General features: G+C 49.5%; 24 protein-coding genes. 11 read left to right on the plus strand and 13 right to left on the minus strand.

The features are described from left to right. The first annotated feature begins 60 nt into the window (after positions 1 to 60). Genes ACXAG2_RS18635 through ACXAG2_RS18645 form a run of 3 tightly spaced genes read left to right on the plus strand, consistent with a single transcriptional unit; the run spans position 61 to position 3,993 of the window. A complete protein-coding gene (locus tag ACXAG2_RS18635; RefSeq protein WP_474869465.1) occupies positions 61 to 1,392 on the plus strand; it encodes a GH1 family beta-glucosidase in 1,332 nt (443 codons plus the stop codon). 41 nt (positions 1,393 to 1,433) lie between these two features. Beyond that, positions 1,434 to 2,444, plus strand: a complete 1,011-nt coding sequence (locus ACXAG2_RS18640; protein WP_474869468.1) for a LacI family DNA-binding transcriptional regulator — start codon at positions 1,434 to 1,436, stop codon at positions 2,442 to 2,444. Beyond that, a complete protein-coding gene (locus ACXAG2_RS18645) occupies positions 2,437 to 3,993 on the plus strand; it encodes an MFS transporter (RefSeq protein ID WP_474869471.1) in 1,557 nt (518 codons plus the stop codon). The genes ACXAG2_RS18640 and ACXAG2_RS18645 overlap by 8 nt, the downstream gene beginning before the upstream one ends. Before the next feature lie 607 nt (positions 3,994 to 4,600). Here the strand turns inward: ACXAG2_RS18645 and ACXAG2_RS18650 are convergent. From ACXAG2_RS18650 to ACXAG2_RS18690, 9 genes are all read right to left on the minus strand, one after another. Beyond that, a complete protein-coding gene (locus ACXAG2_RS18650; protein ID WP_474869474.1) occupies positions 4,601 to 4,939 on the minus strand; it encodes a helix-turn-helix transcriptional regulator in 339 nt (112 codons plus the stop codon). 300 nt (positions 4,940 to 5,239) lie between these two features. Next, on the minus strand, positions 5,240 to 6,493 hold the full coding sequence (locus ACXAG2_RS18655; protein ID WP_474869476.1) for a type II toxin-antitoxin system HipA family toxin: 1,254 nt from the start codon (positions 6,491 to 6,493) through the stop codon (positions 5,240 to 5,242). Then, entirely contained in the window at positions 6,483 to 6,821 is a 339-nt protein-coding gene (locus ACXAG2_RS18660) for a helix-turn-helix transcriptional regulator (RefSeq protein ID WP_474869478.1), read from the minus strand. The genes ACXAG2_RS18655 and ACXAG2_RS18660 overlap by 11 nt, the downstream gene beginning before the upstream one ends. A 198-nt stretch (positions 6,822 to 7,019) precedes the next feature. After that, positions 7,020 to 9,791 carry a TonB-dependent receptor domain-containing protein gene (locus ACXAG2_RS18665; protein ID WP_474869480.1) on the minus strand — a complete coding sequence of 924 codons (2,772 nt, stop codon included), beginning with the start codon at positions 9,789 to 9,791 and terminating at the stop codon, positions 7,020 to 7,022. Positions 9,792 to 10,031: 240 nt separating this feature from the next. Further along, entirely contained in the window at positions 10,032 to 10,610 is a 579-nt protein-coding gene (locus ACXAG2_RS18670) for a tannase/feruloyl esterase family alpha/beta hydrolase (RefSeq protein ID WP_474869518.1), read from the minus strand. 84 nt (positions 10,611 to 10,694) lie between these two features. After that, positions 10,695 to 11,603 (minus strand): hydroxymethylglutaryl-CoA lyase, encoded by a 909-nt coding sequence (locus tag ACXAG2_RS18675; RefSeq protein ID WP_474869482.1) that lies wholly within the window; start codon positions 11,601 to 11,603, stop codon positions 10,695 to 10,697. 21 nt (positions 11,604 to 11,624) lie between these two features. Next, a complete protein-coding gene (locus tag ACXAG2_RS18680; RefSeq protein WP_474869485.1) occupies positions 11,625 to 12,902 on the minus strand; it encodes a CitMHS family transporter in 1,278 nt (425 codons plus the stop codon). A gap of 6 nt (positions 12,903 to 12,908) precedes the next feature. Next, positions 12,909 to 14,195 carry a serine hydrolase domain-containing protein gene (locus ACXAG2_RS18685; protein ID WP_474869487.1) on the minus strand — a complete coding sequence of 429 codons (1,287 nt, stop codon included), beginning with the start codon at positions 14,193 to 14,195 and terminating at the stop codon, positions 12,909 to 12,911. Then, positions 14,192 to 15,397, minus strand: a complete 1,206-nt coding sequence (locus ACXAG2_RS18690) for a CaiB/BaiF CoA transferase family protein (RefSeq protein WP_474869489.1) — start codon at positions 15,395 to 15,397, stop codon at positions 14,192 to 14,194. The genes ACXAG2_RS18685 and ACXAG2_RS18690 overlap by 4 nt, the downstream gene beginning before the upstream one ends. Positions 15,398 to 15,733: 336 nt before the next feature. Here ACXAG2_RS18690 and ACXAG2_RS18695 point away from each other — a divergent pair, with 336 nt between their 5' ends. The 3 genes from ACXAG2_RS18695 (at position 15,734) to ACXAG2_RS18705 (ending at position 19,277) form a co-directional block, all read left to right on the plus strand. Beyond that, positions 15,734 to 16,618 (plus strand): LysR family transcriptional regulator, encoded by an 885-nt coding sequence (locus tag ACXAG2_RS18695; RefSeq protein ID WP_474869492.1) that lies wholly within the window; start codon positions 15,734 to 15,736, stop codon positions 16,616 to 16,618. A gap of 184 nt (positions 16,619 to 16,802) precedes the next feature. Further along, on the plus strand, positions 16,803 to 17,567 hold the full coding sequence (locus ACXAG2_RS18700) for a hypothetical protein (protein WP_474869495.1): 765 nt from the start codon (positions 16,803 to 16,805) through the stop codon (positions 17,565 to 17,567). 222 nt (positions 17,568 to 17,789) lie between these two features. Further along, a complete protein-coding gene (locus ACXAG2_RS18705; protein WP_474869496.1) occupies positions 17,790 to 19,277 on the plus strand; it encodes a catalase in 1,488 nt (495 codons plus the stop codon). 85 nt (positions 19,278 to 19,362) lie between these two features. On the opposite strand, the gene ACXAG2_RS18710 is transcribed toward ACXAG2_RS18705, so the two are convergent. Continuing rightward, positions 19,363 to 21,603 carry a xanthine dehydrogenase family protein molybdopterin-binding subunit gene (locus tag ACXAG2_RS18710; protein WP_474869499.1) on the minus strand — a complete coding sequence of 747 codons (2,241 nt, stop codon included), beginning with the start codon at positions 21,601 to 21,603 and terminating at the stop codon, positions 19,363 to 19,365. Continuing rightward, positions 21,603 to 22,061, minus strand: coding sequence for a (2Fe-2S)-binding protein (locus ACXAG2_RS18715; protein WP_474869502.1), 459 nt, complete (start codon positions 22,059 to 22,061; stop codon positions 21,603 to 21,605). Before ACXAG2_RS18715 ends, ACXAG2_RS18710 begins: the two co-directional genes overlap by 1 nt. A 364-nt stretch (positions 22,062 to 22,425) precedes the next feature. On the opposite strand from ACXAG2_RS18715, the gene ACXAG2_RS18720 reads away from it, so the two are divergent. From ACXAG2_RS18720 to ACXAG2_RS18740, 5 genes are all read left to right on the plus strand, one after another. Continuing rightward, positions 22,426 to 22,905, plus strand: a complete 480-nt coding sequence (locus ACXAG2_RS18720; RefSeq protein ID WP_474869505.1) for a (R)-mandelonitrile lyase — start codon at positions 22,426 to 22,428, stop codon at positions 22,903 to 22,905. Between the two features lie 104 nt (positions 22,906 to 23,009). Next, a complete protein-coding gene (locus ACXAG2_RS18725; protein WP_474869507.1) occupies positions 23,010 to 23,246 on the plus strand; it encodes a hypothetical protein in 237 nt (78 codons plus the stop codon). Positions 23,247 to 23,313: 67 nt separating this feature from the next. Continuing rightward, on the plus strand, positions 23,314 to 24,222 hold the full coding sequence (locus ACXAG2_RS18730; protein ID WP_474869510.1) for a MipA/OmpV family protein: 909 nt from the start codon (positions 23,314 to 23,316) through the stop codon (positions 24,220 to 24,222). Between the two features lie 188 nt (positions 24,223 to 24,410). Next, complete coding sequence (locus ACXAG2_RS18735) at positions 24,411 to 25,298, plus strand: hypothetical protein (protein ID WP_474869512.1); 888 nt, start codon at positions 24,411 to 24,413, stop codon at positions 25,296 to 25,298. Between the two features lie 29 nt (positions 25,299 to 25,327). Then, a complete protein-coding gene (locus tag ACXAG2_RS18740; RefSeq protein ID WP_474846349.1) occupies positions 25,328 to 25,672 on the plus strand; it encodes a Dabb family protein in 345 nt (114 codons plus the stop codon). Between the two features lie 19 nt (positions 25,673 to 25,691). Here the strand turns inward: ACXAG2_RS18740 and ACXAG2_RS18745 are convergent, their stop codons facing one another. After that, positions 25,692 to 26,213, minus strand: coding sequence for a GNAT family N-acetyltransferase (locus ACXAG2_RS18745; RefSeq protein WP_474869514.1), 522 nt, complete (start codon positions 26,211 to 26,213; stop codon positions 25,692 to 25,694). 70 nt (positions 26,214 to 26,283) lie between these two features. Beyond that, positions 26,284 to 26,847, minus strand: coding sequence for an NAD(P)/FAD-dependent oxidoreductase (locus tag ACXAG2_RS18750; RefSeq protein ID WP_474869516.1), 564 nt, complete (start codon positions 26,845 to 26,847; stop codon positions 26,284 to 26,286). Positions 26,848 to 26,957: the final 110 nt, after the last annotated feature.

Raw genomic sequence — 26,957 nt, forward strand, 5'->3', positions numbered from 1 at the left:
ACGAAGCGTTAACAAGTTCAATCCTGAATAACGAAACTGGTTTGCCTGCCGGGAACAGATATGAAAAAAATTGAGTTACCTGATGACAGCCCGATGTGGCATCGCGATTTCCTGTTTGGCGTTGCTACGTCCAGCTATCAAATTGAAGGAGGCAGGCATCAGCGGGATGATTGCATATGGGATCTTTTTTGCAAAAAGCCCGGTGCCATCAGCGATGGATCTGACGGCGATATTGCTTGCAGGCATATCGAAAAGTGGCGGGAAGATGCTGAGCTTATTGCATCCCTTGGCGTGGATGCCTACCGGTTGTCTGTGTGCTGGCCCAGAGTTATCAATGATGAGGGAACAGTGAATGAGGAGGGGCTGGCCTTTTACGTTGAAATGGTAACCTGGCTGCACAGCAGAGGGATAAAAGTCTTTGTTACTCTTTATCACTGGGATCTTCCGCAATGCCTTGAGGACAAGGGCGGGTGGTTAAATCGCGATACTGTCCGGGCGTTTGCCCGGTATGTTGACGTTGTTGCCAGCGCTCTGGGCGATAAGGTCCATGCCTGGGCTACCATCAACGAGCCTTTTTGTTCAGCTTATCTGGGATACGAAACCGGTGTGCATGCGCCTGGTATTACCGGTGTTAAAAATGGCAGACAGGCAGCACACCATATATTAATGGCTCATGGTCTTGGCATGAAAACCTTGCGAGCCCGCTGTCCCGGTGGCATTCATGGCATTGTGCTGAATTTTTCTACCTGTATTGCTGCGTCACCGTCTGCTGATGACATAAGAGCTGCCATTCAGGCTGATGCCTATCACAACCAGTGGTATTTGCAGCCGGTGTTAACCGGTGAATACCCGGATATCCTGCTGTCACTGGCGCCGGAAGAGCGGCCTGAAATTCTGCCGGATGACATGGCGTTAATCCGCCAACCTCTGGATTACCTGGGCGTCAATTATTATTCGCCGACAGTATACCGTGATAATGGCAAGGGTAGCTTTATCGCGCAGCCACCCCGTGATGTACCGGTTACAGATATGGGATGGGAAATCCGGCCGGAGGCGTTCACTGAATTGCTGGTGTCGCTGCATCAGCGTTATCAGCTGCCGCCGGTTTATATCACCGAAAACGGAGCCGCGATGCATGATATCCTGGTCAACGATCAGGTGCACGACGACGACCGCGTAGCCTATTTTCACACTCACTTAAATGCGGTGGATGAAGCCATGCGTCAGGGCGTGGATATACGCGGCTATTTTGCCTGGTCACTGATGGACAATTTTGAATGGGCGTTTGGCTACAGTAAGCGATTCGGACTGGTCTACACAGACTATGAATCAGGACAACGCATCATCAAGCAAAGCGGATTTGCCTATAAAGAGTTGATAACCCGCAAATAACCGGTAAATTGGTGACATGATGAAGGCGCAGTATTTTTATTATGGCAACCATTTACGAAGTTTCTAAAGCAGCAGGTGTTTCGCTGGCTACCGTGTCCCGGGTGATGAACGGCAATGCCAAAGTCAGTGACCGGACGCGACAAAAGGTCGTGGATGCCATGGAAGCGTTAGGTTACAAGCCTAATGCTATCGCCCAGTCTTTAGCTTCAAACCGCACAAATAGTGTGGGTTTACTGGTGTCTGAACTGCACGGTTCCTATTTTGGTGATCTGATGAGCACCATAGAACTGATCCTTAAAAAGCACGGCAAGCACGTTATTATCACCGCGGGCCACGTCGATGAAAACCGTGAAACAGACGCCATCGATTTTCTGACCAGCCGGCGTTGTGACGCACTGATTGTCCATGCTGAAGCCGTGACTGATGAATATCTGGTTTCCTTAAGCAATGCATCTGTACCGGTGGCGGTGGTAAACCGTAAAGTTAACGGCCTGGAAGATAAGTGTTTTGTCGCTGATAACGTGGATGGCGGTTATCTTGCAACAAAAGCGGTACTGGACAAAGGTCACCGGAATATCGGCTACATCAGCGGACCGCTTTTCAAAACAGATGCATCAGACCGGTTAACCGGACATAAAAAGGCATTAGCAGAAGCGGGTATTAGTTTTGAGTCTTCACTGATGTTTGAGGGAGACTATCATGAGTCGTCAGGTCAGGAAGGGTTTGCCAGCCTGCTGGCTCAGCATCCGGATATGACTGCACTGGTATGCGCCAACGATGAGATGGCCTCCGGGGCAATGACCGCCGCCAGAGAAGCGGGTTTTGCTTTACCTGAACAGTTGTCGGTAGTGGGGTTTGATAATGCCATTTTCTGTCGCTATCTGTATCCCAAACTGACTACGGTAAGTAATCCGGTACGTGCCATGGGCGAAATGGCAGCGCACTGGGTGCTGGAACATGTTTACGACATCAAATGTCCTCAACCTGTCACGCATATTTTTGAGCCTGAACTAATCTTACGGGATTCGCTGGGACCGGAACCCCATGCTTAACAGGCTTTCTCCTTCGCTGCGTTACACTCTCATTGTAGCGCTCGGCGGGTTCATTTTTGGCTTCGATGCCAGCGTGATTTCCGGCGCTATCGGTTTCATTGATTTAGCATTCGGGTTGTCAGACTGGCAGCAGGGGTTTGTTGTCAGCTCTCCCACACTGGGCGCATTAATAGCCATGTGCTGTGCCGGTGCGGTCAGTGACGCTATTGGCAGGCGAAAAACCCTTATCATCATTGCTGGGCTGTATCTGGTTTCCGCTCTGGCCTCAGCTCTGTCGGTGAATTACTGGATGCTGGTAAGCGCCAGATTTCTTGGCGGCATGGCATTTTGTTCACTGTTAATTGCGCCGGTGTATATCGCTGAAATCAGCGCTCCGGAAAATCGCGGCAAAATGGTGTCAGTAAACCAGCTCAATATTGTCACGGGTCTGGCACTTTCGTATTTCAGCAATTACGCCTTCCTTCAGCTCAGTGGCAGTGATGCGCAATGGGTAAGTGATCTTGGGATCAGTGACAACTGCTGGCGTTACATGTTGGGACTGGAAATGATACCGGCGGCCATATGGTTAGTGCTGTTGTTTAAAGTGCCCCGCAGTCCGCGGTGGCTCATGCTTAAAAATCGTCAGGCAGAAGCCGGACAGGTTGTCAGAAAACTGTTCAGTCATGAGCAGGCTGAAAGACAGCTCGCGGCTATGAGCCAGTTATCAGAAAACAAACACTGGCGATGGCGGCAGCGGCTTGGATTTCTGGTTGCACCCCGTATGCGCTTTCCTCTCATTGTCGGATTAATACTGAGTGTGTCACAACAAATCACCGGTATTAACGTAATATTTTTCTACGCCCCGACCATTTTTGAGCATAGCGGAGTCGGCACGGATGCAGCTTTTATGCAGGCAATCTGGATAGGATTAATCAATATTGTTTTTACCATTATTGCTATGGTGACCATTGACCGTTGGGGCAGAAAACCGTTGCTTGTAGCCGGACTCTGCGGAGTAATGCTGAGCATGGCAATCTGTAGCTGGGGCTTTAAGCAAGCCACTTATGAACTGAATTCTGTGGAGGTGGCTGAAATTTCACTTGGCGATCCGGCTCTGGCCTCACAACTTGTGCCACTCACCGGCAAGGCATTTTCATCAGACGTTTCCTTTAAGCAGTCTTTAATAAATGCACTGGGACAGGAACAATACAGTCAGCATCAGCGAGTGCTGTTAAGTAAGGGCATTAATATGAATGCACCAGTGGTTCTCTTTGGATTACTGGCATTTGTGGCATCCTATGCCATGTCTTTAGGGCCTGTCATGTGGGCCATGCTGGCAGAAATATTTCCTAACCAGAGCAGGGCCCTCGCCATCTCCGTGGTGGGCGTAGTTAACTCCCTCTCCAGCTTCCTGGTCCAGTTTCTGTTTCCCTGGGAGCTGATGAATCTCGGTGCCGCCGTCACTTTTGCCTCCTACGGTATATTCGCGCTCATCAGCCTGGTGCTGGTGGTTAAACTGTTTCCGGAAACCAAAGGACGCTCGCTGGAGCAAATCTCTGAGGGATTGTAGAGGAGCCTCATGGGTGTGCAGGCCGGCATTAAGGACAGTTGCGAAAGCAAACTGAGGTGGTAAGTTTGCTCAACAACCTGGTGAAGTGGCAGAACTTGTGTTGCCATTATCCGGTTGATTTTGATTGTGTCCCTGCATCACACCCTAAAAGAAAATTACTCTATGAATCTGGTAAACCGGTACCTGAATTATGCATTCACTGGCATGACGTCTGTAATAATTGTACTCACGTTTTTCAAACCTCTCTGGTTTGTAGAGTACGAGGCATTCAGGATAGTTATCCTGATTGGGGGCGGCTTCCTGCCGGTGTTGTATTGCCGGAAGTTGCTAAAGATTGATTCAAATCGTCAAACTTAGCGCTGGTCTTTATCTTGCGGGAGGTGATAGGTATGCGTAGCTTGTGCACGCTGCTGGCTAAGGTTTAAATAACTGAAATACACTGGGGCGCAGGGTGAATTCAGGTTTATAGGCGGCCTTCACTACTTCAAGGTAATTTTTTCAGTAGTTGAAAAGCAAATCATTAGTATCAGGTGCGACAGGGTTTGCTGCGGCAGGCCGGTGTTCTTCGGTTAGCCAAATTCAATCAAATGCTTCTTTATAATCCTGTTTAGAAGTCATCTTTTACTTCCGTCTTCGTTTTTCGGGCACTTTTAGGCAGCAGTGACAGCTTTTCTTCAATTTGCCTGACCTGCATGGCAAGTCGGCCAGGCTCTGCCTCAAACAGTGTTACACCGACGATTCTGGCTACCTCAAAAGTTGCTCCTATTTCGCATTTCGGATCTGCTTTTTCTATGCGGGAAAGCATGCCTCTGGAAATACCTGCGCGGTCTGCAACCTCCTGCGCACTCATCTTTTTCTCGAGTCTGGAGGCACGAATGAGCTTCGCCAACAATGTTAGCGCTTCTTCTGTGTAACGGGAGTAACTTCTGACAGTAGATTTTGGCATTTGCGTCACATATGAAACGTTGATGGGATTAATGTTCTATATGAAGCTCATTAAGGCTTAATTTGTCAAATTATCATTTGAGTGAGTTATAGAGTATATGGTGAATCTCTCAATTCATTATTGATACGAGATCAAAATTGCCCTAAGACAGTGAGTCAGCTCAGGCTGTATTTATATCAAAGTCACTCTATTTTAAAGGATTAATATTGATAGCATTTGACAGTTGATTTGATTTCACAACGTGAAAGCTATAAGCGCACCCACCCCGCCGCGCTTAACGGGAAATAGCGCCGCTGGGTGCTATTGTGTCATCGAATAAGGATTTAAAAACTGCCTCTGCCAAAACAACCGCTTATCGATTTCAGTCAGTTCAGCTTCGGCACAGACGGCATCAAAGTTAGCTTTAATTATCTGAATTTGATGTTCAAAAATAGCCTTAGCTTCCTCCTGTGATAGCAGAAAGTTATGCGCGGTTTGAAGGCAAGTCGCGAGTTGGCTCATTTTATTGCTACCTGCAATCAGCATGGCCTGAGACGCTTCGTTTCCGGTACGCCCCTGAGGACAGATGTCATAGGCTGGTGTTAACGTGAGTGATTTGCCATTCCAGAACGCCGCATGATTGCGCGCATGGTCGTCTGTATTGCCGCAAAGAACATTAAAGGTCAGGCGACTAAATAGTTCCCGAAGTGTCTCTCTGGGATTTGTGAACCGGTGTCGTATGATTTCTGCCAGTGTCTCATAGCTGGCATACCGCGCCATCATGTCATCCAATGCAAACAGGGTAAGTGCAGACACCATAGACTTTCTTGCCCAGCCGTTTTCTGAAACCACACGATCAAACCTTTCTACCAGCAATACGTCTTTATTCGCGGCTTTGGTCAGTTTGACCGGCGCCACATCAAGTCCAGCCAGTTTGGCTAATCGCATGGCGATGTATTCAGCCTTAACGACACTGTAGATATCATTACTGGCAGAAAATTTTGCGATGTATTTTGTTCCGTCCTCTTCAATCAGGGCTTTTGGGCGTGCGCCACCAATTGAACTTCCATGAAACAGGGCTTGATCTAGCTCGGGTGTTAACGGTACGCCTTTTTCAACGCGTTCTGCCGATTCTACTAATTCCTCCATGGTGACATTCTTCGCAGAGCGCGGCACGTATTCGGTAGGAGAAAGCTGAAAATCTAATGCACCAATGCGGTCAGACCCCGACTCCAGAAGATAGGTCAGCTCATCTAGCTGAGCTGTATCGATATCATCACCTTTATACCCGAGGCGTCGGTTGATAATAACGCGTCTGCCCCATGCATCTGGCGCACTGTCACGGATACAGCCGGGCACACTGAGCCCGTCTGATAACGGAAGTGCACCGGGACGCAGGGGGAGTTCAGGTTCATAGACAGGCACTGCATCCTTCACTCTCTCTAAGTAACTTTTACCGTAGTTGAAGATCAAGTTATCTCCATCAGGAGCGAGACGACCTGCTACGACAGGCTTGGTTTCTTCGGGCAACCAAATCCAGACGAATGCTTCTTTATAATCCTGTTTAGAAGTCATCTATCACTTCCTTCTTCGTTTTTCGGGCACTTTTAGGCAGCAGTGACAGCTTTTCTTCAATTTGCCTTACCTGCATAGTAAGTCGGCCAGGCTCTGCCTCAAACAATGTTACACCGACGATTCTGGCTACCTCAAAAGTTGCTCCTATTTCGCATTTAGGATCTGCTTTTTCTATGCGGGAAAGCATGCCTCTGGAAATGCCTGCGCGGTCTGCAACTTCCTGCGCACTCATTTTTTTCTCGAGTCTTGAGGCACGAATGAGCTTCGCCAACAACGTTAGCGCTTCCTCTGTGTAGCGGGAGTAACTTCTGACTATGGATTTTGGCATTTGTATCACATATAGAGCGCTATGATATTTTGTGCTCTATATGTAGCTCATTTTGAGTTGATCTGTCAAACTGTATTGTGCTTTGTATATAAAGCACAATGTCTCTTTGTGTTTCATATATGGAGCAATGTTGTTGGGTGGGTACGGAGTGGAAGATAAAAAGCAGTGCGCCAGGCGCACTGCTTCTCCATTCACTTTTTACAGTTCAAAAGACAGTCTCACATACGCCTGACGGCCTAACGGGTCGGCGGCGGTAGACAGATACTTGGTGAAAAAGGCTGCCGGTGGTTCGCGGTCGAACAGGTTCACGGCACCCACTGCAATTTGATACTGTTCGTTGCCGCCAAAGCGCAACGCGTACTGTGCATCAATCACCGTGGATGAACTGATCTGCCCCCATGGCGTGGTGTAATTCATCGGCAGGAACACGTCATCTTCCACACCATCAACAAAGCGCATGGTGACGTTTGCGGAGTGGGCGTTGTGTAACCAGGATACCTGCATAGTATCGCGGTATTCCGGTGCAACAGAGCCGGGGTTGTTGTCGTTTCTGCGTCCTACTACATCATACACGGGTTGGTCCGGGCCCACCTGCACGGTGTACTCGTTAATCCAGGTCAGCGAGTTACTGATGCTGAGAATGTGACCGTCGATGATTTCTGTACGGTAATCCAGACGCCAGTCAATACCGTTTGTTTCGGTTTTACCCGCATTGAAATATCCCACGTTTACCGCCAGTAACCGGCCATCGGCATCCCTGATCAAATCAGGCCCGTTTGGATCCCGCTCTATCACCTGTGTTGCTGTTTCTGCCGTTACCTGATTCTCAAACTCAAAGCTCCAGTAATCTAACGATGTGGTTAATTCATCTGTTACTGTCCAGGTCATGCCGATATTAACGTTAGTTGATTCTTCCGGCTCAAGGTCGGGATTGGCAATTGTATTGATTACACGGAAAGTCCCGTTGTCATTCGGGTCCAGCGGATCAATAGTCTGGCTGACGCCGGAAGATGACTGATTACCCACTGAGTGCGCCAGAGACGGTGCTCTGAAAGCGGTGCTGGCAGAGAGTCTGAAGGTGAGGTCGTCGGTAGCACGCCAGTTAAGACCTAATTTCGGATCGGTGGTGGTGAAGCGCCCGTAATCTTCATAGCGCAACGCCAGTTGCATATCTAAATCCAGTGTCCAGGGCAGGAATAACTCTGCAAAGACAGCATCGATGGTCCGTGAGCCTTGTCCCGGAGACTGCTTGCCGGTAAAGCCCCAACGTCCGGCCTGCGTCGCCGCATCCACTGTGACTTTACGGGTCTCCTTTCTGGTTTGTCCGCCAATTGCCACACCAATCGTTCCGCCGGGTAAATCAAACCAGGAACCGTTGGCAACAAATTCAATGATTTGATAAATCACTTCATCTGAGGAACGGCTTGGTTGCAACAGGTTATAAAATACGCGGTCGTCATGGTTAAGCTGATCTTTACCAAATGGGCTGAACCAGACACAGTTTCCTTCACCGGCGGTTTCAGCGCTGCTTGGATTGCCAAACGGATCTGTCTGGCAATCTGCACCACCATAACCATTTAAAGCATTTTGCAACATTTGCAGATCCGTGTCCGGCTCTGTATTCAGTGCGCGCTCCTGGCTCCACACTCCGCTGACTTCGTACTGCCAGTCAGAGAAGCCCAGCTCACCTTTCCCCCCTAATACTAAATGGGTACCGTCCACGTCAGATTCTGCGAGACGGTAATCCGCATTAATTCCCAGCACACGGCCATTGAACTGGACATCAACGCCGAAAGGGTTATATGGGTTTTCTGCCGGGACAACAGGGGATCCCAGTGAGATGGGCATACTGGCGACACCATAGCGATTACCTTCCTGCTTATAGAAGCGGCCTTCGAAGAACATCTCATGCTCATCATTTACAAGGTAATTGGCTGATGCATAGGTCAACCAGGTTTTAGACTCTGGCATGATTGGGTTCATTTGCTGGTAGCTGAACTGGCAAGTGCCGTAGGGAAACGGATTGCTGCCAACATAAATGCCGCCGGTGCCTTCGGCGGTACAGTGCGGATCGGCCAGCGTCACTCTGTTGCTGCCTGTATCTGCTGAAATCTGGTCGTACAGGGCGGAATAGTTTACCGGTCCGTTTACGCCATTATCGATGATGACATCTGAACCGTCAGCGCTGACAGGGCGCTCTGTAAGTACGAAGTTGCCCGGCTGCGCTGTACCTGAGGTGTTGTTAGTGGCTGTGACGGCGCGAGCTGAATTCTGCAAATTTGATTTGTACTCGTAGCTGCTGGCGATCATGCCGTGAAACTTGTCGTTTCCGCCACCCAGTTTAAATTGCAGCAAATTAGCCGGTGCGTTTTCAATCGCCGTATGTTGCCAGCTGGCCGTCACACCTTCGTAGCGATCATCGGTTATGATATTCATGGCGCCGGCTATGGCATCAGAACCATAAATGGCAGATGCGCCGTCGAGTACGGTTTCAATTCTTCCCACCGCGATAGTGGGAACTAAGGCGGCAAGGTTGGTGTAACTGTTACGTTTAGCATCCATTTCCTGTGAAGAAACACGGTGTCCGTTAAGCAATACCAGCGTGGAAGAGGGGCCCAGGCCCCGTAAGTTAGCAGAACGGGTCTGACGGGATTCTGAGCCGCCGCCGGCGAGGTTATTTACGCCGCCCACACTGCCAGTGTTCGCTGTATTGTTTACAATGATATCGTCCACACCGGAGAAGCCGGATTTGAGGATTTCTTCACTGCCGACAATCTGGATTGGTGATGACATGGAAGCCTGTGCATCGCGGGTTACATAACTACCGGTCACTCTGATGACTTCAACGTCTTTTTCTTCTTTGTCCTGAGCAAAAACAGTTGTTGATGTTGCCGGGTTAAGCAGAGCGGCGAGAACGGCGAGTTGCAGCTTGCTTCTTAAGAGCGGATGCTTTTTTGATGTGCTGAACATGATGTTTAGTCCTGAATCTGGTCGGACGGCAACCACTAATACCGTCCTGTTTTATGTGTTTGCCAGCTCCTGGCCGGCAGTCCTTATCAGTTCTCATCACACCATGGTGATATCAATAAGTTAAATTGATTTATACTATTAATTAACAAATTTTTAATATGAATTGGTTTTAAGTTTCTGAAATATAATGGTTTGGTGTTGAGGGGAACAGCTCAATTTTTTCATAATCCAATATAGACGCTATTTAATTATGGTTTTGGCGGGAGCTACCTGAAAAGTCTCTTTTGACTTACCGTTTACCGGTGCGTCGATGACGCCGGGTTCAGTGCCGTGCTCAACCCATTGTTGCAGGGCATGAAAAGCATCAAATTCGCTGATAAACGGGCCGCCGGCGCAGTGAGACATACCCGGCACTTCGTAATATCTGGCATTAAAAGGCGATCCGGTATCTGCCGCGGCCTCACGGAAATAGCGTGCCGTATCGGCTGATGATACAACCGGGTCTGCCAGGCCATGATAAATAATGAGTTTTCCGCCTTGTTGCATGAAGGGAGACAGATCCGTTTCTGTGGCGTCGATACGCGGGGAGAGAGCGTTGCTTGCCCGCTGATAATCTGTGTGCCAGTCAAATGTCCATGGGTCCCATTCCGCCTGATTAAATGCCCACAAACGCCAGAAGTCTGCTCTGGCAGGTTGTGAAGGGTTTTTCGGATCGGCCATATAGGCGGCCCAGCCTGCACCTCCGGTGTATTCACTGCCGGGTGGAAAACCCGGATAGATTTGCTCATTAGTGACAGGATCGACCGGCCCCTGATAAATCTTTGGCTGCCAATGTGTGAGAACTCAGAAGGAAAGTGGCAACTGCAAGTTGGCTCAGCAATAACCGGCTTAAGAACATCCTGCTCATTGAGCATTCTGCCTGTTCAGCATTGCCAGACCGGCGCGGGATGTACTTTGTCGTTGCAGTTCCCTGTTTATCCATAATCCGGTTTCACTGAGTTTGAGTAAATCGATGCCGTGGTTAAACCCTTCGCGGTCAAGCAGATAAACGAGATCCTCAGTGGCAACATTGCCTGTAGCGCCTTTTGCATAAGGGCAACCGCCAATGCCGCCCACAGAGGCATCAAAGGTACGGATGCCTTCTTCCAGTGAAACATAAATGTTGGCAATGGCCTGCCCGTAGGTGTCGTGCAAGTGCATGGCAATTTTGTGTGGCGGTATGCTCTGTAGCAGGGCTTTCAGTAACTGCCTGATGCGCCCCGGCGTGCCGGTGCCGATGGTGTCACCTAAAGACACTTCAACACAGCCCATATCAAACAGCTTCTCTGTTACATTAATCACACTTGCGTGTGAAACGTCACCATCGTAAGGGCAGCCGGCAATGCAGGATACGTAACCCCGCACCGGTATGCCTGCCTGTTGCGCCGCGCGGGTGACTTCTGCAAAACGGATCAGGCTGGTGGCAATATCGCAATTCAGGTTTTTATGGGAAAAACCTTCTGATGCTGAAGCGAATATCGCCACTTCATCTGCTCCGGCACTTACCGCCTGCTCAAAGCCTTTCAGGTTAGGGGTAAGGGCTGAGTAAATCACACCGGCTTTACGCGATATGCCTTCAAATACGGCAGGGGTATCCGCCATTTGCGGAACGCGGTCCGGGCGCACAAAACTGCCGGCCTCAATATGTGTTAACCCGCATCCGGCAAGCTGGTTGATGAGCATAATTTTCGTGTTCAGGGAAACCGGTAACCGCTCGCTTTGCAGGCCATCTCTGGCACCCATTTCCACTATCTTAATATCGGTGTTCGTCATGTTTTTACCCTGTAACGACTTTTATAAGGGGATCACGCCAAGCAACACGGCTACCAGCGTCATAAATAACGAGACGCCGGCCAGTAAGGGCAGGGCGTAGCGCTGATGATCTGCCAGACTGATTTGCGTAAGACCAATAAGCAGGAATGTCGCCGGTGTTAACGGGCTGACCGGAAATCCGGTGGTCATTTGTCCCAGCAGTGCACCGTGTGCCACGCTGACAGCAGGCAGGCCCGATTCAGCAGCAATGCCTGCCAGTACCGGCATAATGCCGAAGTAAAAAGAGTCCGGGTCAAACAACAGGCTCAGGGGCATAGATAACACTGCGACCACAAGAGGCATATTTCCGGTTAATGCCTCAGGTAATAAGGTACTGCCACTTGATGCCATGGCATCCAGCATGCCAGAGTGCTTCAGTACGCCGGTAAAACATCCGGCAGCAAACAGAATGCTGACCATCATGAATACCGGCGCAGCGTGGTTATCGATGGTTTTTTTCTGTGCTTCCTGCGAGGGGGCATTAATCAGCAAAGCGGCCAGCGCACCGCCGGTAAACGCCACAACAGGAGGGAGCAGACTGGCGACAATGGCGCTTATGACAATGACTATGAGCCCAATGTTGATGAACCATTTTACGTCTGTCCGGCGCGTTTGCTGCGCTGAAGTGATGGACGTATCTGTAATCGCATTTTGTTTCAGCCGTTCTTTATGGCCCATCCAGTAAGCAATCAGGAGCACAAAAGCAAAGCCGCAAAGATGCACCGGCAGTAAGGGCGCGTAAAGCTCCATAACCGGTACGTCGAGGGCGGCGGCTGCACGGATGGTGGGACCACCCCAGGGAAGCATATTGTTGACACCTGCCGACATCGCTACCAGTGCTGCCAGCTTTTTGCGCTCAATATTCAGTGCATCAAAAACCGGTAATACCGCGGGTATCACAATTAAAAAGGTACTGGCGCCGGAGCCGTCAAGATGCACCAGTGCGGTAATCAGCACGACACCGGTGAACAGTTTCCTGGGATCGCTGCCACACACTTTCAGTACGCCGTTGATAAAGGGCGTAAACACATGGTTGTCATTCATGATGCCGAAAAACAATATAGCAAACATGAACATGACTGCCACCGGGGCAATAGCGGTGATCCCCTGAACCATGTAGCCGGGCACCGGCATACCTTCGCCGGCAATCAGCGCGCCGGCCACAGGAATAGCGACAAGTGCAACCAGCGGGGAGAGACGTTTGCTGACGATAGCCAGCAAAACGGTCACGATGGTCAGAAAGCCGGTGAGCGCTAACATAAACTGTTAACGGGCTTCTGCGGCAGTCGCTTCAATCAGGTACTGACGAAACGGTACCTGTTTAGCAAAGGGAGGCGGCGTAATAACCTGCGTCATAAAGACTACCAGGCTTTGGGTTTCGGGGTTGACCCAGAACACCGTATTGCCGGAACCTGCCCAGCCGAAAGATCCGTCGGGCATGAAGTTTTCAGCTTCGGTGTCCGGTGATCCAATAGCAAAGCCGTATCCGAACGCCATCGGGGCGTCGTTACCAAATTCTTCAATGGTGATGCGTGGCGCAAATAAGGCATCCACAGACGCTTCGCTTAACAGCCGCTTACCGTTATAAGTACCTTTATTTGCCAGCATGGTGGCAAACGCCACGTAATCAGAGGCGGTGCCGGCCAGTGCACCGCCGCCATCGAGTAAGCGGTTTGCATCTTTGTAATCGGTATTTTGTGCCGTTTCTATGACCTTCAGACCATTCTCAGTCATCAGATAATTGGTCACAAACCGGTTGAGATCGTCACCGGTGACAAAAAAGCCGGTGTTGTTCATACCAAGAGGCGTAAACAGGTTGTTCTCAAGCCAGTTATCCAGCCGCTCGCCGGTAACGGTTTCAATAATTTTACCCAGCAGGGTAGTGGAATAGCTGTAGTCAAACGTTTCGCCCGGCTGGCTCAGCAGCGGGGCCGCGGCGAGTCGTTCAGCCAGTTCCGTGAGATTGCGCGCCGGCGCACCGTCAGTTGGCAGTGTGCCAACGGGGGTATCACGCTTCACGCCATATTTCCGGTAATACTGATGAACCGGTGTGTTGCCGGTAAAGTGATAGGTTATGCCTGATTTATGGGCCAGCAGGTCATCAATGGTCATTTGCCGCTTTACCGGCTCCGTGACCATGTTCTCAAAGTCGCCGGACACATAAACCTGTGAGTCTTTGAAGGCTGGCAGATACTTGCTGACCGGATCGGACACCTGCAACTTACCCTGCTCCTGCAGCATCATAATGCCAACACTGGTAATGGGTTTGGACATAGAATAAAGACGAAAAAGGGTATCATCCGTCATCGCCGTTTTGCTGCCAGTATCCTGATACCCGTTCACATAATGATAAACCGGCTTACCCTGCTCAATAATTGTGGTGACTGAGCCCGGCATAGTGCCGTTTTCAACCAGCGTATCTAATTTGGCAGACAATGCCGCAAACCTGTGGTCATTGTCAGCAGAGGGCGTTGCACATCCGCTCAGCGAAGCAAAAGTAAAAAGCGCAGCTGCACCGAGAATGTATGATTTTGCCTGAATGTTGAAACTCATTTTTCACTCCGTTCAGTGCTGAATATGATGTTCTTTTTCTGTAACTCATCGATAGCGTCGTGGCTGTAGCCTAATCCTTCAAGAATGCTCACCGTATGCTGGCCGGGTAGTGGTGGCGGTAAATCGTCTGTGACTTCTCCGTCAACATTGAAAGGTTTGCCGGGTTGCCGTAAGCGGCCTTCAGAGGGGTGCTCGTATTCATTGAAAAAGCGGATGGATGACAGGTGCGGGTCATGAAGTAAGCCATCAATGTTGTTCACCGGAGCAAAAGGAACGTCAATTTCAGTCAGTGCGGTGACCCATTCTTCCGTGGTCCGCGCAGGAGTGGCTTCACTGACAATTTTATACAGCGAGCCCACGTTTTCGCTCCGCTTTACCGGATCGGTCACCGTGGCGTGCTCAGTCATATCTTCGCGTCCAATCAGGCGGAAGAAGCGCTGCCAGTGACGTGTGCTGTAGGGCAAAATACTGATGTAGCCGTTTGCCGTAGGAAAGGGTTTACGGTAGGGCGAATTCAGCCGTTCATAGCCGGTGCCGCCGAGAGGCGGTACAAAGGTTTCGCCGGCCAGTTGCTCGGTCATCAGAAATGACACCATGCCTTCAAACATGGGCGCTTCAATGCAGGTGCCCTCGTTATGTTTCAGGCGGTGAACCATGCCGGCCAGCACCGACATGGCCAGATGCATACCGCCCACTTTGTCGCAAATAATTGTGGGAATAAAACGGGGCTGACCGTCAGATGTGCGGTTTAGATAGGCAATGCCGCTTTCCGCCTGAATAATGTCATCGTAAGCGGGTTTGTGGGCATACGCGCCGTTCTGACCATAACCGGGCGCGAAGCAGTACACAATTTTATCGTTGATCTTCTTTACCGCAGGATAGTCAATGCCAAGACGCTCTGCCGTAGCAGTACGCATGTTGTGAACAACCACATCGGCTTCTGCGATCAGCTTTTGAAGTATTTCCTGTCCGCCCTCACTTTTTAAATCCAGAGCGATGGCTTTTTTATTGCGGTTACAGTTAATGAAGCCCGCCCCCATTTCTGCTGAACGGCCGGGTCTGACGGTTCTGAATAAGTCCCCGGTGATGTTCTCTACCTTGATAACGTCTGCACCAAAATCACCAAGGAATTGCGTTGCATAGGGCCCTAAAACGATGGTGGTCAAATCAAGGACCTTGATCCCGTTGAGCAACGAAAACATAGATTCTCCTCAGATAAGCCGGCTGGATGGAAAGGGTAACGTGCCGGCTACTTTATTTTTACAAGTTGTTCATACTATGCGGAATGGTTATCTATCAGGCAAATCAATTAATTCTATAATTCAATATTGAAAATTTATTAATTGGGCCGGAGCCTTGTCAGCCCCGCTGCCGGAATCTGATGTTGTTTGATCCGGAGCTGACGTTCAGAAATCAAATTAACCTTTTTTAGATTAAAAGTTTACATTTTATTCATACTATGATTTTCTATTATCTATAACTCCAATAAATAAATTGTATAAATCTATAGTTTATTCTGATTAATCGGGCGTGCTCACGTGGTCAACATCAAACATCTCAAAGCCTTTATTGCTCTTGCCACAGAACTTCATTTTACCCGGGCTGCAGAACGTGTTTGCCTCACCCAGCCAGCATTAAGTTCGCTGATCCAGCAGTTAGAACAGGATTTCGGGATCCAGCTTGTAAGAAGACATACCCGTCAGGTTGAACTGACGCCTGCCGGAGAAGAATTTCGCGACACGGCAGAAAAGCTGGTGGCTGACTTTGAGCAGGCCATTTACGACGTCAAGACTTACAAGTCCATAAAGCGGGGCAGGCTGGATATAGCGGTGCTGCCCTCAGTTTGCAGCTCTTTGCTGCCACGGGTGCTGAAACGGTTTAACAGCGATTATCCGGATATCCGGTTAAACATTCAGGACTGCGCCGGAAAGGAGATCATCAATGCGCTGAATGAAAAGCGGATTGATTTCGGCATTTGTTATGCCCAGTCTGACAAAGAAGTGGAAGCACTGACCCTGATAAAAGATGCCATGGTGGTGGTGTGTTCTGATACACACCCTCTGGCAAAAGAGAAATCAGTCAAATGGGCACAACTGGCAAATCTGCCGGTCATTGCCATGAACAAAGGTACAACGATCCGTACCCTCATCGACAGCACTGCACTGGCTCAGGATATGAAGCTGGATATTATTCTTGAACCCATGCAGATGACATCTGCTTTTGCCTATGCAGAAGCTGGACTGGGCGTGGCAGTATTACCCAGTTCAGGAGTTCCGGCACGCATGTCCCCGGGATTACGGGCGATCGAACTCACCCATCCGGTAGTAGAAAGAAATATTTCTTTACTCCGGCGTAGGGGGGTTGCCTTGTCTCCCGCCGGTAATATTTTAAAGCAGTATCTGATGGAGGCGGTTAATGGTTAAAGGCCCCCAATTCAGGTCTGTAAACTCTACATTTTTTCGCGTGTATATTTCTGTAGCCGTATCAGTGTTAAAACACCGTTTTCTCGTAACTTATTGATTTTAATGGGCGGCACTGGCTTTGCATCAGTTAACTCCGAATGACTATTCATTGTTCTCAAAAGACATATCAATTCAGGAGGTCATTATGATGAACACGAAGAAAACATTAACTGCTGTATTTGTTACTGCCACTTTATCCAGTGTTGCCGGTGCCGCTGCAGCCAAACAGGTCGAAACACAGACCGGTGCCATGCAGCCGGTGAAAATGGAAAATCAGCAACAGTCTAACGCCCGTGACCGGATGAATAAAGCTGTGATGCAGGCTCAGGACTCCAACACTACAACGCGTCTGGCAGATATGCCGGATACTTGGATAACGCTCACTGGTGAGGTCACTGATGTGGATTCAAAGTTCTTCACGCTGGATTACGGTGACGGCGCTATTTTCGTAGAGCTTCATAATACTGACCTGGACGCACAGGCATATGAAGAGCTGGAAGGGAAAGATGTCATGGTAACCGCACAGCTGGATGATGGTTTACTTACTGACTCCCGAATCGTGGCACAAAGTGTTTTTGTGGACGAGCTGGAAACAACCTATCTGGCTGATGATGTGGACCAGCATTCCGCAGATATGTACTTGAGTGCTGCAAATTCGCTGGACGTGGATGACGAAGAAATGGTGCTGGTGGGCACAGTTCAGTCTATCGGTAAAAAAGCACTGCAGTTAAAAGTAGGCGACTCAACGCTGACTGTAGAGCTGGACGATCTTGATGACATGCCGCTGGATCAGGATGGCAAGCTCACCCTGATTAAGGGCGAGCGGGTCCGCGTCACCGGTGAGATGGAAGAGGAATTCTTCAATACCTTCACCGTGGAGGCAGAAGGTCTGATGAAAATGAAAAGCTAAATCGATTAATCGTATAGCGCCCGCCTTCCGGCGGGCTTTTTGTATCTTCGATTAAATTTTGCGTTTCTAATCTTTGAAATCAATTTAAACAATCAATTTACTTCGTTTTATTCAAAAATAGTAATCGACCATAATCTTCTCAACGGACAGAAACAGTCTCTACCTGAGCACTTAAATAAAAATCTGTCCATCACAATAGTGTCAGTTCAGAAGGATAATATTATGAGTCAGTGTCCATTTTCGGGTAAGAGCCCTCAATCTGTTACGTTAACCTCGGCTAACGGTGCGCCGGTTGCGAATGATAATCAAAGTCGCACTGCGGGTCGTCGCGGACCGGTGACTTTCGACAATCACTACCTGTTTGAGAAGCTGGCTCATTTTAACCGCGAGCGTATTCCCGAGCGTGTTGTCCATGCCCGGGGCAGTGCGGCTTACGGCACCTTCACACTAACCAACAGCCTGTCGGATTATACGATAGCTGATTTCCTGCAGCAGGAAGGTCAGCAAACACCGGTATTTCTGCGCTTTTCCACAGTAGGCGGCGGTCAGGATTCAAGTGATTATGCCCGTGATCCCCGTGGCTTTGCTGTGAAGTTTTACACTGAGCAGGGAAACTGGGATATGGTGGGCAATAACACGCCGGTATTCTTCTTACGGGACGGGATTAAATTCCCCGACTTCATCCACAGTCAAAAGAAGAATCCGCGGACTAATCTGCCAGATCCGCAGGCGGTTTACGAATTCTGGGCGAATAACCCGCAATCGTTGCACCAGTCCACCATTTTGATGTCTGACCGCGGGATCCCGTTATCATACCGTCATGTGAACGGATACAGCTCTCACACTTTGAGTTTGTGGAACAGTAAAGGTGAGCGTTACTGGGTGAAGTGGCACTTCAAAACTAATCAGGGGATTAAAACGCTGACCAGTGAAGAAGCTGCACAAATGCCGGCCTTCGGCGCACAGCAGGACCTGGTTGCCAGCATTGATAACGGTGACTATCCATCCTGGACGGTGAAGGTGCAGATCATGACGGAAGAGGAAGCTCGCAGCTACCACATAAATCCTTTTGATTTAACGAAAGTATGGCCACACAAAGACTTCCCGTTAAAGGAAATCGGGCAACTTGAGCTGAACCGTAATGTTGATAACTACTTTGCAGAAACCGAGCAGGCGGCGTTTGCACCAAATAATTTAGTACCGGGGATTGGTGTATCGCCGGACAGAATGTTACAGGCGCGCTTGCTGGCTTATCAGGATGCACACCGTTACCGCGTGGGCGCGAATGTGAATCAGATCCCTGTGAATGCGCCAAAATGCCCGGTGCACAACTACCAGCGTGACGGTGCTTTTGCCGGTATTAACCCTGCACTGGCAAGCAGTGGTGCTAACTTCTATCCGAACAACCGGGCAATGGCCGGTGAGCCGGCAGAAGCTGTGCAATATGCAGAGCCACCCATGCCGCTGGAGCAGGATGCATGGCTGGACATTTACGATACGCAGGATGATGATAACTTTTCTCAGGCCGGTGATCTGTACCGCATCATGAACGAATCGCAAAAGCAGCAACTGGTTCGCAATATTGCAGATGGTTTAAGCCAGGCAACTGCTGATGTGCAGCAAGCCATGTTTGCACAATACGATGCCGCCGATGAAGACTACGGCCGCAGAGTAAAAGAAGCCGTGATGGCAAGACTGACTGGCGGCTAAACGCCGGTATTAAAAAGAAGGGCCGGTGAAGTAAGTCACCGGCCCTTTTTTATTTCTGCAGTGCAGCTATTTTTGCAACCGGCGACTATGCCGGCACTTTAGCGCCCAGCGGTAACCTGCGAACTACTTTACCGGTTATGCTGCTGATGGCATTTAAGATAGCCGGAACGGCAGGCGGTACGCCAGGCTCTCCGATCCCCGTTGGCGGCTTCACGGAGTCGACCGTAAACACTTCCACTGCCGGTGCTTCATTGATGCGAAGAACAGGATAATTGTGGAAATTGCTCTGTGTTACCTCACCGTCTTCCAGGGTGATTTCCTGTTTCAGGAATGACATGGCAAAACCGATCCCGCCCTCTACCTGTGTCGCCACATTGACCGGGTTGATTACCTGGCCGCAGTCCACAGCGCAGTACACCTTGTCTACTTTGTAGGTGTTGTCTGCACGCACGGTGACTTCCGCTACCTGAGCAACGATGGTGTTAAACGACTGACGTATGGCAATACCCCGCGCACGCCTTTCGCCCTCTTTGCCCTGCGGAAGTGGCGTATTCCAGCCGCATTTTTCAGCAACGAGATCCAGCACGTTTACAAATTCAGGTGCATCAGCCAGTAATTTACGTCTGAACTGGTAAGGATCCTGTCCGGTTTTAGCGGCAATTTCATCAATCAACACTTCGCCGACAAAGGCCGAATGCGTATGACCTACAGAGCGCAACCACGAAACAGGCACATCACCTTTAACCAGGTGCTGCTCTACCAGCATGTTATTAATGGCGTAGGGTAGGCCATGAGCACCTTCCATCAGCGTATGGTCAACCTGCGTGGCCGGCATGGGGAAGAAACTTTGCCCCACAACACGCCAGCGCCAGGAAGCCACACTGCCATCGGCGTTAATCATGATTTTGTTGTTGTGTACTGTCATCGGGCGATACTGCATGCCACCCATGTCTTCTTCCCGCAGCCACACCATTTTGATTGGCACGCGTAGTCCTTGTGCACGGGCAACTTTGGCAATTCGGGCTGCTTCTATCACAAAATCGCAGCCCGGGCCGGCACGGCGGCCGAAACTGCCACCTGCATACAGCTGTGTGATCTGCACTTTCTCAACCGGCAAACCGGTCTCTTTGGCGATGGCTGCCTGGTCTGCGGTATGCCATTGTTCGCCGTTCCACATATGACAGCTGTCTTCCTGAAGGTGAATCAATGCGTTCATCGGCTCCATTGCTGCGTGAGCCAGGTAAGGCAATTCAAACACCGCATCGATTTCATAACCGCCTTCAGGCACTTCAGCTAATTGCGGGCCGGTGTTTGCTACTTCAAGCCCGGGCGTCGCGGCCAGCTGTCTGTATTCTTCAAACAGGGCTGCGGTACCGGCGTGTGAACCGGTATTCCCGTCCCATTGAATATTCAGCGCATCACGGCCTTTCTTCGCAATCCATGTGTTTTTAGCTAGTACAGCAACGCCACCCTGAATCACGTTGTCACCGGGGATTTCCAGTACAGCAACTACGCCAGGCACCGCCATGGCAGGTGCCTTATCCACCCTGGCTACTTTAGCGAACTTTCGTGGCGGGTGGGCAATGACGGCTACCAGCATATCCGGTAGTTTGATGTCCTGAGTATATACCGCTTTGCCGTTTACTTTTTCCGGCATGTCGACACGGCGCATGCCTTCCGCTTTTCCGATGCGCTGATACTCAGCCGGTTTTTTAAACGTAAGTGTACCTGCATCAGGCACCGGTAACTCTGCAGCGGCTTCGATAAAGGCACCGTAACCGGCACGCTTATTTGTAGCTTTATGAATAACGATACCGTCTTCCACAACCAGTTCTTTAAACGGGACTTTCCACTCCAGGGCCGCTGCCTGAAGCAACATGTGACGGGCTGATGCTGCTGCGGTTCGCATTACATTCCATGCCCCGGCCATAGCGGTACTGCCGCCGGTGCCCTGCACATTAAAACCTACCGCCGCCAGCGCCGGATTGCCGTATTTTTCTAAATCGGCAGGGGAGCCTGTGACCTGCAGTTGCTCCGGTGTAATGTGTAATTCCTCAGCCGCCAGTGTAGCCAGGCCGGTGAAGGTACCCTGGCCCATTTCTATGTAGCTGGAAATAATCGTAACAAAGCCGTTTTTGTCGATTTGAATAAACGCATTGGGCATAAAGACATCAGAACCGGCGTTTTCTGCAGCCAGCGCAACCTGGCCTTTAAAGTTTACCGCCAGTGTCAGTGCGCCCATCCCGGCCAGAAACTGCCTGCGGGTAATTGCAGAACCATGTTGCGCTGCTTCAGGTTGTTGCTGATGTTGAGGGTTAATGATCATTATTTCAGCTCCCTTGCCGCACGGTGAATAGCGCTGCGGATCCGTGGATAGGCTGCGCAACGACAAATGTTTCCGTTCATGGCGGCATCAATATCGTCATCCGTAGGCGCAGCTTTCTCTTTCAGCAACGCGACCGCAGACATGATTTGACCAGACTGGCAATAACCACATTGTGGCGCCTGCTCCTCTATCCAGGCAGCCTGAACAACTGCACCAACCCTGTCGGTTTCAGCGGCTTCAATGGTGGCGACAGCGGCTCCTTCCAAAGCCAGCATCGGAGTGACGCAGGATCTGACCGGCTTGCCATTAACGTGCACGGTACATGCACCGCACTGGGCCATACCGCACCCGAACTTTGTGCCGGTAAGCGCGATTTCATCTCGTAAATACCACAACAGTGGCATTTGCTGGTCTCCGTCAAAGGTTTCGGGACGACCGTTTACGGTAAGCTTAATCATGATATTTCCCTTGAAGCTGGCCTGTTCAGATTACGGGTTTCAAAATGTTTGTATGCAGGGGAAAGCGATTCTTTGTGGTGGTAGCATATGCATTGCGCTAATGCGTAATATGAATCTTTAGATCCCTGACTGTAAAAGATAGCGCTAATTTGCTGTGAAGCGATAGTCTGATCCTGTGAAAGTATTGCCTGATCCTCCGGGGGCTGTTTAATTGTATATCACGGGGATATCTGGCCCTTTCCAAGTAACTGTAACCCATCTATTTATTAAAAAAATTCATAGGTGCTATGCACTGCTTTTGAAAAACTTTGGCGGTGGTTTGGCGTAATCTGAATAACCTTTCCAACATCAGGAATTCAGTTTTATGCATACTTTTGCAACGTCATTCAGTGTGGTCTGTTTACTCGCTATTTCTTCATTGTCTTCAGCGCAATCTCTTGAAGTCACGCAAAACGGTGAACAGCAGGCAATCACCGGCTCAGACAAGTTCTTCACCGGTACCAGCATCGTGAATCCGTATTTCAGTAACAAAGAAGCCGGTGTTTCCGGTGCCAGCGTCACCTTTGCGCCAGGTTCACGCTCGGCCTGGCACACCCATCCCAAAGGACAACATCTCGTTGTTACCGAAGGGACGGGATACGTTCAGCAATGGGGTAAAGAAAAGCAAACCATTAAGCCCGGCGATGTGGTGTGGACCCCGCCCGGTGTTAAACACTGGCACGGTGCTACGGAGCATTCCATGATGTCACATATCGCCATTCAGCAATTCGGTGATGGTAAAAATGTGGTTTGGATGGAAAAGGTCAGTGATGAGGAGTACCTGCAAACACCGGTTTCCCCGTAAATTCACAATACGAACGCAACAGTGACAGCGTAATGCGAATTAAAGTGGCTGTGATATAGTGTTTTACAAGGTGATGAAAAACTGTCTTTACGGGGAAAATATTAGTGACAAACCTTCATAAGCAGGCGCTGGACCAAGCCTCTCAGGGAAACTGGGACGGAGCACATGCGATTGTCGAAAATGAAAATGATGTATTGTCATGTTTAATTCACGGCTATCTTCACCGGGTAGAGGGCGATAAATTCAATGCCCGCTACTGGTATACCCGTGCCGGTGAGACGATGCTGTCAAACAGTCTGGATGACGAGTTTGTCCGCCTATCCGAAATGGTAAACAGATGATTCACGCCGGTGTAAGCTTACGCTCCGGCACTCACAATTATGTCACTGACAACACAAAGGATTTGAATTGAGCTCATCACCATTTTTAATGCCAGCGCTGCTTCTCATGATGACTGCCTTTTACACCCTTGCGGACGACGAAATTACCGTTGCGGCCGACTCACCCAACCGCAACCTGACCGGTTTTGAGTCGCTTAATGAAAAGCAGCCATTGTGGGAAGTGGGTATTGGCGGCGGCATGATAGAAGTGCCGAATTACCCCGCATCCAAAGAGCGAAATTTTGTAGGACTTGCTGCACCTTACGCCATTTATCGCGGTGATATTTTTCGCATCGGCGGTGACGGCGGGGCCCGTGCTGTATTTCTGGAAAATGAAAATCTTGAACTGGACATGAGTTTCAGTGGCGCGTTCTCTGCCGACAGCGACGACAATACGGCGCGGGAAGGCATGCCTGAGCTGGATTATATGTTCGAGGCCGGTCCGCAGCTTATCTACAAAATACGGGATTTTTCATTCCAACGTGGTGGAAATGGCAGGCTCACCGGCAGAGTGCAGGCAAGGGCTGTATTTTCAACAGATCTTGGTGATTTGCATACCAGAGGTTATGTTTTTGAACCGACTTTACGTTATCAGCAGCGCGGCGTCTTTTTCGACAGTACCGGACTGAGTCTGGCATTCAGAATGACCTGGGCGACAGAAAAATTGCATGACTACTTTTATCAGGTCGATGAGGCGTATGTTACATCGACTCGTCGTCAATTTAATGCCAAAGGTGGTTATCTGGGATCAGAAGTGTCGCTGGGATTGTCTTTTCCTGTTATGAATAAAGTTCGCGGGTTTCTGGGCACATCTCTGCAATTTAATCAGGGTGCAGCCAATGAAGACAGCCCGCTGTATGAAAAAGATGTGACTTACAGTATAGGAGTTGGATTTGTCTGGCGGGCCTGGGAGAGCGAGGCGAGATCCAACTGGTGAGTTTACGCATATTAATCTGTTCAGAATAATAAGCAGGACAACCCATTGATGTTAGAAAATGTGAAAGCGCTTAAACGTTATGTGTTAAGTGCGCCCGACAGGGTAAACGCATTGCGGGTGAATACCGCTGAAACTGTTGTCATTAACGGTTTCTGGCGTAGTGGTTACAGGAATTGGTCGCGGAAGGTTTGAGTGCCAAACGGGTGTTTGAACCTTTGCAGGCCAGGTGCGGATATATTCAGAAAGCCGTGCAGGGCATCGCACTGCCTGACCAGGGTTATGCTTACATTAACGGTTTTATGCCTTATGCGACAGCGGCACATCCGCCGTCTCCGGATATGAAAGCGCTTTTGCATCAGGCCCAAAAAGGCATACTGACTAATCCGTTTGTGTTGCGTGATCAGGCACTACTCGACCCGGGCAGGGCTTTTAAAAACCGGGTTGTAGTGAAGTATGTGAAAGGGGCATTAAGCCTGAAATATCTGAAAGATACTTATCAGTGTCCGGCCATCCATATTTATCGTGATCCCCGTGCCGTAATCTCTTCCATTAAAGCAAGAAAAAACTGGGCTGAAGGTGCGTTTGAGAACTTTTCTCTGTCCAACCATTTGCTTAATGTGAACGATGGCAGGGCTGATTACTTCAGCCGGTACAGTGATGACATCCGTGCTATCGATAAAGCCGGAGATTTCGAAAGGCTTACCGGCTATTATTTTCTCACGGAAAAATTTATCGAAGACAGCTTCGCCGGTGACTCACTCCATTACGTGCGGTTTGAAGAGCTGGCCAGAAATCCTGATTTGGAATTCCAGAAGATTGCCGGATATCTGAATTGTGATGACATTAAAGTACCGGACTTTAAAAAGCCGTCTTCAACAGCTTACGTGCCTGATTCGACAAAGAAAATGGAGACCAGTAAAGTGACTTCCGGCTGGGCCGGTAAGCTTGGAGAGGCACACTTACAGACGATAGAAGATATTGCAGCAAGGTTTGCTATGACCCCGCGTTTAACCGGTCTGGCAGGCGAAAAAAACACGTCAGAACAATCAACCAGAGAGTATGCTGAGTCAAAATGAAGATACGAATATTACTATGGTGTTTATTTATGTGCGCAACCTTTAACGCTAACGCAGATACGGAGTCACAAACCGTCAGACATATCGTTGTATTCAAATATACCGGCGATGCGAGTGCTGCGGATATTGATAAAGTCACCCGCGCGTTTGCTGAGCTAGAGCATAAAATCCCCGGTATTGAGTCATTTGAGCACGGGGTGAATAACAGTCCGGAGGCGCTTAATAAAGGCTTTACGCATATTTATCAGCTCACCTTTACTGATGAAGCGGCACGGGATACTTATCTGCCCCACCCGGAACACAAGAAGTTTGGTGAGTTACTCGCTGAACTCGGCATTCTGGATGACGTCTTTGTGGTGGATTACGCGAAGTAAATTCTGTTCAGGCCGTCGTTTAGCGGCCTGAAATAAACTGACTTCTGTTCAGTTTTACAAAGGTCCATACATCACTCTCTTCAATGAGAAAACGGCCTTCCGCCGGCAGATCCTCTTTGTCCCCGTCGTCAGTAAAGCCAAGTTTTGCGAGTATCTTTCCGGAAGGCGCATTACCCTTTTTCAGATAATGCGATACCAGTCTGTCCATTCCGAGTATTCCGAAAGCCAGTTCACACATACTTTCTGCCGCTTTTGTTCCCAGGCCTTTTCCCCAGAAATCCACTCCCAGCCAGTATGAAAGTTCTGCTTCCCGTTTACGCCAGTCTATTTTCTTCAAAATACAGCATCCTGCCGTTTCAGAGCCCATGGTAATGACGAAATGCATCTCCTGAGGAGGGATTGATTTTCCGGCAGCAATCCATTTCAGGACGTCCTGCTCACTACAATTTTCCGGTACGCCACTTGTCCTGGTTATTCGCGCATCTTTTGCGATTTCAAGTAGCGCGGGAATGTGATCTGGCTGAGCTAATGTTAATTTCACTATTAATACTTCTGAAATACCGGAGATAGCGCTATGTTATCAAAGCTTCTTCAGAACACCATTCATAAACTCAGGTCTGGTCAAATATCAACGATTTATGCGCACCGATACCTGCAAGTGTTCCGGATGCAACAGCAAGTGTTCCACTCTGCATCGGGTTAGATAAATCGCCGGCTACGAATACGCCTTTAACGGAACTCTCTTTAAAAGCATCTACACAAACAACTTTGCCTGCCGGTGAATCGGCAAGGGCCAGACTCAGCTGTTTCAGAAACGGAGCATGCACTTCTATTCGCGGAGAGACATACAAACCGCCCAGAGGAATAATTCTCCCCCCTGCGAGGGTGACAGACTCCATTTTCGCATCATTACCATTCACTGCAACGACAGGTGTATCCTCTATACGCACTTTCCGGGATTCTAAAAGTGACAAAAGATCACCTTCAGGCGTATACATGCCCTGAGTGAATAATGTTGTATTGCCCCAGTCCGGGAGCATTGCCGCCTGGTGGAGAGACATGTCTGATGTGGCCAGTACACCAAGCTCAGTATTGCGAATTTCGTATCCGTGACAATAGGGGCAATGAACAACATTTTTACCCCAGTATTTTTTGATTCCCGGCAGTTCAGGCAATTTGTCTGCTATGCCGCAAGCTAAATAACTGATCCTATGTCTGCTACACCTTTGCCATTCCGTGGGCATTGCCGGGGAATGGTGATGTGGTCTCCATAAACCGCCGTACT

This window comes from Alteromonas sp. ABH4_456 (genome assembly GCF_056160645.1).